The 9,148-nt window shown below is 40.8% G+C and carries 10 protein-coding genes; 6 read left to right on the top strand and 4 right to left on the bottom strand.

The features are described 5' to 3' along the window. Window positions 1-85: 85 nt before the first annotated feature. From PG766_RS12390 to nagB, 4 genes are all read right to left on the bottom strand, one after another. Window positions 86-1,558 (bottom strand): PTS transporter subunit EIIC, encoded by a 1,473-nt coding sequence (locus PG766_RS12390; protein WP_270590911.1) that lies wholly within the window; start codon window positions 1,556-1,558, stop codon window positions 86-88. 81 nt (window positions 1,559-1,639) lie between these two features. Continuing rightward, window positions 1,640-2,119: a PTS sugar transporter subunit IIA gene (locus tag PG766_RS12385; RefSeq protein WP_055157019.1), complete on the bottom strand. Its 480-nt coding sequence runs from the start codon at window positions 2,117-2,119 to the stop codon at window positions 1,640-1,642. After that, the gene (gene nagA / locus PG766_RS12380; protein ID WP_270590910.1) at window positions 2,113-3,243 is read right to left on the bottom strand and encodes an N-acetylglucosamine-6-phosphate deacetylase; all 1,131 of its coding nucleotides are present in this window, start codon (window positions 3,241-3,243) and stop codon (window positions 2,113-2,115) included. Before nagA ends, PG766_RS12385 begins: the two co-directional genes overlap by 7 nt. Before the next feature lie 30 nt (window positions 3,244-3,273). Beyond that, window positions 3,274-4,005, bottom strand: coding sequence for a glucosamine-6-phosphate deaminase (nagB, locus tag PG766_RS12375; protein WP_008370457.1), 732 nt, complete (start codon window positions 4,003-4,005; stop codon window positions 3,274-3,276). A 605-nt stretch (window positions 4,006-4,610) separates the two neighbouring features. On the opposite strand from nagB, the gene PG766_RS12370 reads away from it, so the two are divergent. The 6 genes from PG766_RS12370 (at window position 4,611) to PG766_RS12345 (ending at window position 9,116) form a co-directional block, all read left to right on the top strand. Then, window positions 4,611-4,994 (top strand): helix-turn-helix domain-containing protein, encoded by a 384-nt coding sequence (locus tag PG766_RS12370; protein ID WP_270590909.1) that lies wholly within the window; start codon window positions 4,611-4,613, stop codon window positions 4,992-4,994. Between the two features lie 170 nt (window positions 4,995-5,164). Beyond that, window positions 5,165-5,680, top strand: coding sequence for a hypothetical protein (locus PG766_RS12365; protein ID WP_270590908.1), 516 nt, complete (start codon window positions 5,165-5,167; stop codon window positions 5,678-5,680). Between the two features lie 437 nt (window positions 5,681-6,117). Continuing rightward, window positions 6,118-6,684 (top strand): TetR/AcrR family transcriptional regulator, encoded by a 567-nt coding sequence (locus tag PG766_RS12360; protein ID WP_270590907.1) that lies wholly within the window; start codon window positions 6,118-6,120, stop codon window positions 6,682-6,684. 16 nt (window positions 6,685-6,700) lie between these two features. Beyond that, window positions 6,701-8,113, top strand: coding sequence for a glycoside-pentoside-hexuronide (GPH):cation symporter (locus PG766_RS12355; protein ID WP_270590906.1), 1,413 nt, complete (start codon window positions 6,701-6,703; stop codon window positions 8,111-8,113). A 43-nt stretch (window positions 8,114-8,156) separates the two neighbouring features. After that, the gene (locus PG766_RS12350) at window positions 8,157-8,354 is read left to right on the top strand and encodes a hypothetical protein (protein WP_270590905.1); all 198 of its coding nucleotides are present in this window, start codon (window positions 8,157-8,159) and stop codon (window positions 8,352-8,354) included. 21 nt (window positions 8,355-8,375) lie between these two features. Further along, window positions 8,376-9,116 (top strand): glycerophosphodiester phosphodiesterase, encoded by a 741-nt coding sequence (locus tag PG766_RS12345; protein ID WP_270590904.1) that lies wholly within the window; start codon window positions 8,376-8,378, stop codon window positions 9,114-9,116. The last annotated feature ends 32 nt before the right edge of the window (window positions 9,117-9,148 follow it).

Raw genomic sequence — 9,148 nt, 5'->3', positions numbered from 1 at the left:
TCTGCTTTTTTTAATTTTTAAATTAACTTAATGACATTGGGCATGCGCCCTGCTTTTCTGATACAATTATTCAAGATTTATAAGATTATTCACAAAGTCTTGAGAATGCATCCGCAACAAACTGAACTTTAGTTCCAACAATAACCTGTACAGAAGTTTTTCCAGGTCTAATAACACCTGCAACACCTGCAGATTTGATCACTTTGTCGTTAACTGCAGTCATATCTTTTACTTCCAGTCTCAGTCTTGTTACACAGTTGTCGATGCTTGCAATGTTTTCCTTTCCGCCGCAACCTTCAAGAATCTTTGCTGCGATAGCTGTAAAGTCATCACTTGCTAATTCTACATTTTTTTCTGCTTCCAGATCGTCATCATCTTCTCTACCCGGTGTCTTCAGATCAAATTTCTTGATCGCAAAGAGGAATACAAAGTAAAATACCAAAAAAGCTGCGATTCCAAGAGGAATGATGAGCCATATCTTAGCTGCTGCCGGAAGAGAAGAAGAGAAGAATAAGTCCATCGCACCTGCTGAGAATGAGAATCCTGCACGGAATCCAAGAGCAACCGTGATCATTGTGAAGATACCATAAAGTGCTGCATAAATTACATAAAGTACCGGTGCAAGGAACATGAATCCGAATTCGAACGGTTCAGTTACACCACAGATGAATGCACAAATAGCTGCAGAAGCTACAAGTCCGATTGCAACTTTCTTTTTCGCCGGTTTTGCACATTTTACCATAGCAAGAGCTGCACCAGGGATACCAAACATCATACATGGGAAGAATCCTGACATGTACATTCCAAGACTCCATGATACGTCTGCAGATGTTTCACCAGCCCAGAAGTGCTGTAAGTCACCAAGACCGATCGTATCAAACCAGAATACATTGTTCAGTGCGTGATGTAATCCGGTAGGAATGAGCAGACGGTTGAGGAATGCATAGATACCGGCTCCTACAACATCCAGTCCAACGATTCCTTTTCCAATAGCAACAAGTGCTCCGAAAAGTAATGGCCATACGAATAATAAAACAACAGATGCAAGAATAGAAACAACTCCGGCAATAATTGCTACACAGCGTTTTCCACTGAAGAAAGACAACCAGTCCGGAAGCTTTGTGCTTTTGAATTTGTTGTAGCACACAGATCCGATGATACCTGCAAGAATACCGATAAACGGGTTTGCGATTTTGTCGAAGGCAAGTGTCTTTGTTGCACTGTCTGCGATAGAAGGCATGATCGTTGTAACAAATCCTGTTGAAAGAAGTGTTGTCATCATAAGCCATGAAGCAAGAGCAGCGATACCACCTGTACCATCATTTTTTTCAGACATACCGACACCGACACCGATTGCAAAAAGAATTGCCATGTTGTCGATCAAAGCTCCACCTGCTTTTACTAAAAACAGACCGATCAGATTTACTGCACCCTGGATGTCTCCACCCTGCATCGTAGCCGGACATAACCTGTATCCAATACCCATGAGGATACCACAGATTGGAAGAATAGCTACCGGGAGCATTAACGCTTTACCAAGTTTTTGTAAGAATTTCATGTTTTTCCTCCTTAGAAATAAAATAAAAGTATACACTAAACTGGACCATTCCAGTTAGCTTCGATTGAAAAAGCACAGATCCTAGGATAATTTAAGCACAGCATCCTCCAGTGTGACTTCGCCTTTCTTCTGAAGGGCTATTTTTCCATAAGTATCTGTATTACAGATGAGTACCGGAGTAATGGTATTTAATCCGGCTGCCTGGATCTTATCCAGATCAACTTCCATCAGGAGATCTCCCTGTTTTACCTTGTCACCTGCAACAACATGGGGGGTAAAAGGTTCTCCTTTCAGTGTAACGGTATCAAGACCGATATGGATCAGAATCTCTGTTCCCTGGGTGCTTGTCATAGTAACGGCGTGAAGAGTATCAAATACCATACTCACTTCCCCATCTGCCGGTGCATAGACCTTTCCCTCGGAAGGAATGACTGCAAATCCGTCTCCTAATATTTTATCCGCAAAAGTCGAATCCGGAACTTCTGTGATCGGTACGACTTTTCCGTTACACGGGGAGTGGAGTAGATTCCCCTTATTTTTTCCTTTAAATAAACCTAACATGTGATCTCCTTTCCATCTACATAGACGCTTACTATATTCAAATCTTTATCTAAAAGCAAAAAATCTGCTTTCTTACCAGCGGAGATACTTCCGACCTCATGGAAAATTCCGATTTCTTTTGCCGGATTTTCAGATGCGCACATGACTGCTGTTTCAAACGGAAGGCCGACTTTCTTAACCACAAAACGCACACAGTCCATAAGATTCGTAGCAGAACCAGCAATTGTTCCATCATGCAGGGTAGCAAGATTGCCTTTTACCTTTACCGGCTGTCCGCTAAGGGTGTAATCTCCATCATTCAGACCAGTTGCTCGCATACTGTCACTGATCAGGATCATACGCTTCGCACCAAACATGGCAAAGGTTGCGCGGATCACAGACGGATGAATATGTACACCGTCACAGATCAGCTCTGCATGGCATGTTTCAGAATCCCTAACTGCACCGATCACGCCCGGATTTCTATGATTCAATGGTGGCATTGCATTGTACAAATGGGTCGCATGGGAAGCACCACGCTGAATGGCTTCTTTTGCAGTATCATAATCCGATGCGGTATGCGCAAGGGATATAACCACCTCATCCTTTGCTTTCTCGATAAATTCCATGGCTCCCGGTTCTTCCGGTGCAAGATCCACCAGTTTGATCAGTCCCTTTGCCGCTTTTTGAAGCCGGCAGAAATATTCATAATCACACTGCAGGATATTTTCTTCTGCCTGGGCACCTTTTTTGGAAGCACTGATAAATGGTCCTTCCATATTGATACCGACCAGGTGTGCACCGCCATTGTAGGCGTAATCACCTGCATTTTTCATGACATTTAAAAGCTCGTCTTTAGCAATTGTCATGGTAGCCGGACAGACAGAAGTCACACCGATGGACGCTTCATATCTCGTAATGATATCCAGTGCTTCTTTTGTACCGTCGCACATGTCTGCTCCCATGCATCCGTGAAAATGAATGTCCACAAGTCCCGGAATCATATAAAGTCCCTGGGCATCCACGATCTGGGCATCCTGTTCCGAAAAATCCGAAAAACTTACAAATCTGCCATTTTCTACAACTGCATTCCCGTTCACAAAAGTATGATTTTCTGTATAAATTGACGCATTTTTAATGATCATTTTCAAAACCTCCGTTCCTTACAGACATGATTATAAAGGAAGTTTGCTAAGTGCAGCTTCGTCAGCTACCAAAGTCACATCATTATGCAGCTGTAAAACAGAAGCAGGAACCTTCGGTGTGATCGGACCAAAGAAAGCATCTCTTACGATTTCTGCTTTATCTTCGCCACTTGCAACGATCAGGATTTTCTTTGCCTGCATGATCGTCTTGATTCCCATTGTATAAGCCTGTTTCGGAACATCGTCAGCTGAAGCAAAGAAACGTTTGTTTGCTTCGATGGTAGACTGAGTCAGATTTACACAATGAACCTGCTTGTCAAAAGCTTCCCCCGGTTCGTTGAATCCGATATGACCGTTATGACCGATTCCGAGAAGCTGAAGATCTACGCCGCCTAAAGACTGAATCAGATTGGTATATTCCTGGCATTCTTTTTGAGAATCCGGTTCCATTCCGTTTGGAAGGTGTGTATTCTCAGCTGGAATATTCACATGATCAAATAGGTTCTGATGCATGAAATAGTAGTAGCTCTGATCGTTGTCACGGCTAAGTCCTTTATATTCATCAAGGTTTACCGTCATAACTTCTGAGAAATCAAGATCACCTTTGTTATACCATTCCACCAACTGCTTATAAAGACCGATCGGAGTAGATCCGGTTGCAAGCCCCAGAACACAATTTGGTTTCATAATAACCTGTGCAGAAACAATATTGGCAGCCTTGCGGCTCATGTCTACGTAATCTTTTGCTTTGTAAATTCTCATTTTTATCCTCTCTCCATTCCATAAATATTAAACGCCACGATTCTTTATACAATTTGCATATATCACAGCAAGTTGTATTAGTACATATACACATCCTAACCAATGCACACACTTCTGCCTACAAAAAATTTAGCGTTTTACCGAATTACATTGAAATTGGTGAATATTCTTCTAGCTAAATTCATGATATTATTATAACAAAAAAATCAAGATTACCCATGTAAAAAACTACGTGAGGTATATAAAAAACAACAAAAACAACAAATATACATAAAAATGTTATCCTTGCTTTTCATATCTTATGGGGATATTGCTGGACAATCTTTGTTTCTAACTGTTTTAAGGATTTCTACTCATTTTGGTTTCCAGGAAAAAGCTGTTTTTATAAACTTCTGATTGAATAAAATCCATTTCCGAAGCAAGGACAGAAAGGGTCTGTTCTACGATCTGGAAAGAATCTCGAGCGATGGCAAACAGGTGGATCCGGAATATCTGTAAATATATTTTCTGATGTTTTGGAGACTGATACTGGTGATCCGATGCTTTCTGTGTTATAATATATAAGTTATCAGGGAACTTGATTCTGAATCATGGAGGCACAAAGTATGGAACCCATGTATTTGTCAATCCAGCCGAAAAAGACTGGAGAACACATAAGAAAGCTACTCTTGGAACAAGGATATACAATTCGGGAAATCCAGGGAGCTTTTGGATTTGAAAATCCGCAGGCCATTTATAAATGGCTTTCCGGCAAATCGTTACCCAGTATAGACAATTTCATTATTTTAAGTAGATTATTACATACTTCGATTGAAGATATCCTCGTCATTGACGGGGATATTTCTTATTACATAGGAAATTTCATTTCCTATGTAATAAAAGCCTCCGGCAGGATGCGCACTGCGGCGTATAATGAAGATGTCGCAAGCGACCGCCACAGGCGCTGGAATGTGCTTCGCACATTCTTTGTTCTTTCTGTGGAGTTTTAAACTGTTGGTTGAATGACAAACTGCTATCATATAATTATAATTAAATCAGAAGTTGAGGAACAGATATTATTTATATGGTGTTCGAGAATTGCGGGAATTGCATAGCAATGGAGCAATCCGGTTACATCATTTATATTGTAAGCAAGAGAACAGTATGGGAGGCAAAAATCATGAAGAAAATTACATCAGCTTATGCAAACAAGATGTTGAGAAGCCTTGAGGAAGATAAAGCATTCTGGGTAAACAAGGAGGCAGCATCCAGTACCTATGTGGCAGCGGTCAATGAGGAGCCGGTCATTCCGGAATATGATTATATGACCATTGCAAATACAATTGACGAGATCGACAGGAAGATTATTACTATCAAACATACATTGAACCTGACAAATGCCACCGCAAAAGTGCAGGTTGGCAATCAGGAGATGAGCATTGACAGCATTCTGATCCGAATGGCGCAGCTTAACAAAAGAAAAGCTGTTCTTGACGATATGCGCAAGCGGCTTCCGAAAATGCGTGTGTATAGTAATTCCTTCAGTTCATCCGGATCGGTACCGGAATATAAATATATCAACTATGATCTGGAAGTAATCCGTCAGGAATACGACCGTATTTCCAATACAATTATGGAAATGCAGATTGCACTGGATCGTTACAATCAGACAGTATTGTTTGATGTGGATATCTAAGTGGAAATTTCCGTACAGGGCATATCTTCAACAAAGCTTATAGACGGTTGGTTATGGTTCAATGTCATTGTTTATTGGTTATTTGTTATCAGGTTATGTGTTCTTGTTCATAGAAACATTTTTGGAAAAGTATACAATTTAAATTTTTAAATCCCCCTGTAAAAAACCTGTGTCAGTTCACAGTGTAGAGGTACGGTTTCAAGCACGCAACAGCTGTGGAAGCAATTCCGCAGCTGTTTTTAAAATAAAAAAAATTGCAACCAAGAGAGTTTTAAATCAAAATATATCCGCCAGAAAAAGAATTCGCTCCATATTAAAAAGTTACCAAAAACAAGAAACTATTTTTGTGAATTTAGTTGCTTGTTTTTTTGTGCGCAAAGATGCTACAATCAAGGAAACTATTACAAGAGAAATAGTTTCCAAAAGGAGATGATCTTGTGCCGAATCAAAATTTAAAAGGCGATATTCTCGAAGCAACCATCCAGGCATTTCAGAAAAAAGGGTTAAAATTTACAATGGATGATCTTGCATCTCTTCTGGGAATCAGCAAAAAAACAATCTATACTGTTTTTCCTGACAAAAATTCATTGGTTCTGGAGATGGTTGATTATTGTTTTTCCTCGATCAAAGAAAGTGAACAAGAAGTTCTTCAAGATCTGAGTCTGGATACGGTTGGTAAAATCAGAGCAATTCTTGGTGTGTTACCGGAAGGGTATCGGGAGCTTGATCTCAGACAGCTTTATCAGCTCAAGGAGAGGTATCCCGAAGTTTATGAAAAAGTAAAATCCCGTCTGGAAACCGGGTGGGAGAGTACGATTTCATTACTGGAACAGGGCATCACAGAAGGAAAAATTCGAAATATCCAGATTCCAATTTTAAAAACCATGATAGAAGCCACATTAGAACAGTTTTTCCAGAGAGATGTGCTGGTCCAGAATGGAATTTCTTATCATGAGGCATTAGATGAAGTCGTATCCATTCTGATCGATGGCATTACAATCTGACAAGGGTGAATTTATTATGGGAGAAGTACAGAAACTAAAAGGAAAAGAAAAGTTTGCCTACGGAATCGGGGCTGTAGGGAAAGATATGGTCTATATGCTGTCAGCGTCCTATGTCCTTTATTATTACCAGGACATCATGGGTGTCAGTGCTGTGGCAATGGGGGTGATCCTGTTTATCGCCCGAATTTTTGATGCATTTAATGATCCGATCATGGGAATCATCGTAGCAAAGACGAAAACCAGATGGGGCAAGTTCCGACCGTGGCTCTTTATCGGTACACTGACAAATGCCATTGTTTTGTATCTGATGTTTGCTGCACCGCCCTCTCTTTCAGGCAGAGGACTGGTTGCTTATGCGGCTGTAACCTACATACTCTGGGGCGTAACTTATACGATGATGGACATTCCATACTGGTCCATGATTCCTGCTTTTACCGAAAGTGGAAAAGAGCGCGAAAATCTTTCTGCAATGGCACGTTCCTGTGCCGGCGTTGGTTCTGCAATTATCACGATCATCACCGTACTTTCCGTATCCACACTTGGCAAACTGGCAGGAGGGGAAAGTGCATCGGAAATTGAACGGCTTGGATACCGCTATTTTGCGCTGATTATCGCAGTTTTATTTTTCATTTTTATCACGATTACCTGCCTTTCTATTAAAGAAAAATCTTCGGTAAATATGGAAACAGCAACGGTAAAAGAAATGTTCCGGGCACTGTTTCGCAATGACCAGGCACTGACCATGGTTGTGGCAATTGTTATGATCAATACCGCATTATATATTACATCGAATCTGGTCATTTACTTTTTCAAATATGATTTCAGTCCGGAAGCATGGCAGAGCAATTATACACTTTTTAATACCTTTGGTGGTGCATTCCAGATTCTTGCGATGATGATTTTGTTTCCGCTGTTCCGGAAATTTATGAATACGATAAATCTTTTTTATGTCAGCTTTTCCATGGCATTTGCAGGATATCTGATCCTTCTTGTGATTGCATTCTCCGGAAGTACCAGTGTTTATCTGCTTCTGGTTCCGTCATTCCTTATTATGTCGGCAATTGGTATGCTGAATGTTATTGTGACGATTTTCCTTGCAAATACGGTAGATTACGGGGAATTGAAAAATAACCGGCGTGACGAATCGGTAATCTTTTCGATGCAGACCTTTGTGGTAAAACTGGCATCTGGCGTGGCTGCACTTGCGGCTTCGATCGTTATTCAGATCTTCCAGATCAAGAAGGATGAAACGGCAGAAGTACTGACGGTAATCGCACCGGCTTCCAGGCTGGGACTTCGGATGTGTATGACGATCATTCCGATTCTTGTATTGCTGATCGGATTACTTGTGTTCCGAAAACATTACATATTAACAGATGAAAAGACAGAAGAAATATCCAGAACACTGGAAGACCGGAAGAGAGCATAATATTTATACCTATAATTTTATAACGAAATTTTAGTGGGACAGTTTGCGGACTGAAGATCAAAAGAAACTCCGTGCAACATGGGAATTCGTAAAATTCCTGATCTCTCCGGAAGCAAGAGCAACTGTTGAGTCTGAAATCGAAAGCACGCTGAATGGAAAAGAAGATGTCGACACAGCAGTACAGAAAATGTCAGATTCGATCAACAAAGCGATCACTGACTACAATACTGTAAATAATTAAAAAGAATCGAGGTAGTAAACATTGAGCAAAACAAAAATATTTGCACACAGAGGTGCAAGCGGATATGCACCGGAAAACACGTTGGAAGCATTTGCACTGGCAATCACACAGGGTGCTGACGGAATCGAGCTTGACGTACAGCTTACAAAGGATGGAATCCCGGTTGTGATCCATGATGAAACCATCGACAGAGTTACAGAAAAAAAGGGATGGGTCAAGGATTATACTTTAAAAGAGTTAAAAGAGCTTACAGTACTGAAAAACAAATTCCCGGAGTATTCCGTAGCAAAGATCCCAACCCTGGAAGAAGTACTGGATGCGGTAAAAGCATCCGATATCCAGGTCAATATTGAGCTGAAAACAGGAATTTACTGGTATCCGGAAATCGAGCAGAAGGTTGCGGATCTTGTAAAAAAAGCCGGAATGGAAGAGCGGGTGATTTATTCTTCCTTTAACCATTACAGCATCCAGCAGATGAAGAAAATTGTGCCGGAAGCAGAAACCGCTTATCTGTACAGTGATGTGATCCTGAATGTTACAGAGTATGCGAAGAATACAAAAGTAGACGGACTGCATCCGGCAGTATATCATGTAAAAATGGCAGATTTCCTGAAAGAATATCTGGGCAGCAATCTGAATGTCCGTGTCTGGACAGTCAATGAAAAAGCGGATATGAAATGGCTGATCGATGCAGGAGTAACTGCAATTATCACCAATTATCCAGACATGGCAGTGCAGATCAAAAAAGAAGCGGAAGTATAAGAACATCAACCGGATTATATAATGTCATCCGT

Source organism: Coprococcus sp. LG101-27 (genome assembly GCF_027695515.1).
Classification (GTDB): Bacteria; Bacillota; Clostridia; order Lachnospirales; family Lachnospiraceae; genus Allocoprococcus; species Allocoprococcus comes.
This window is presented reverse-complemented; position numbering and strand designations above follow the sequence as displayed.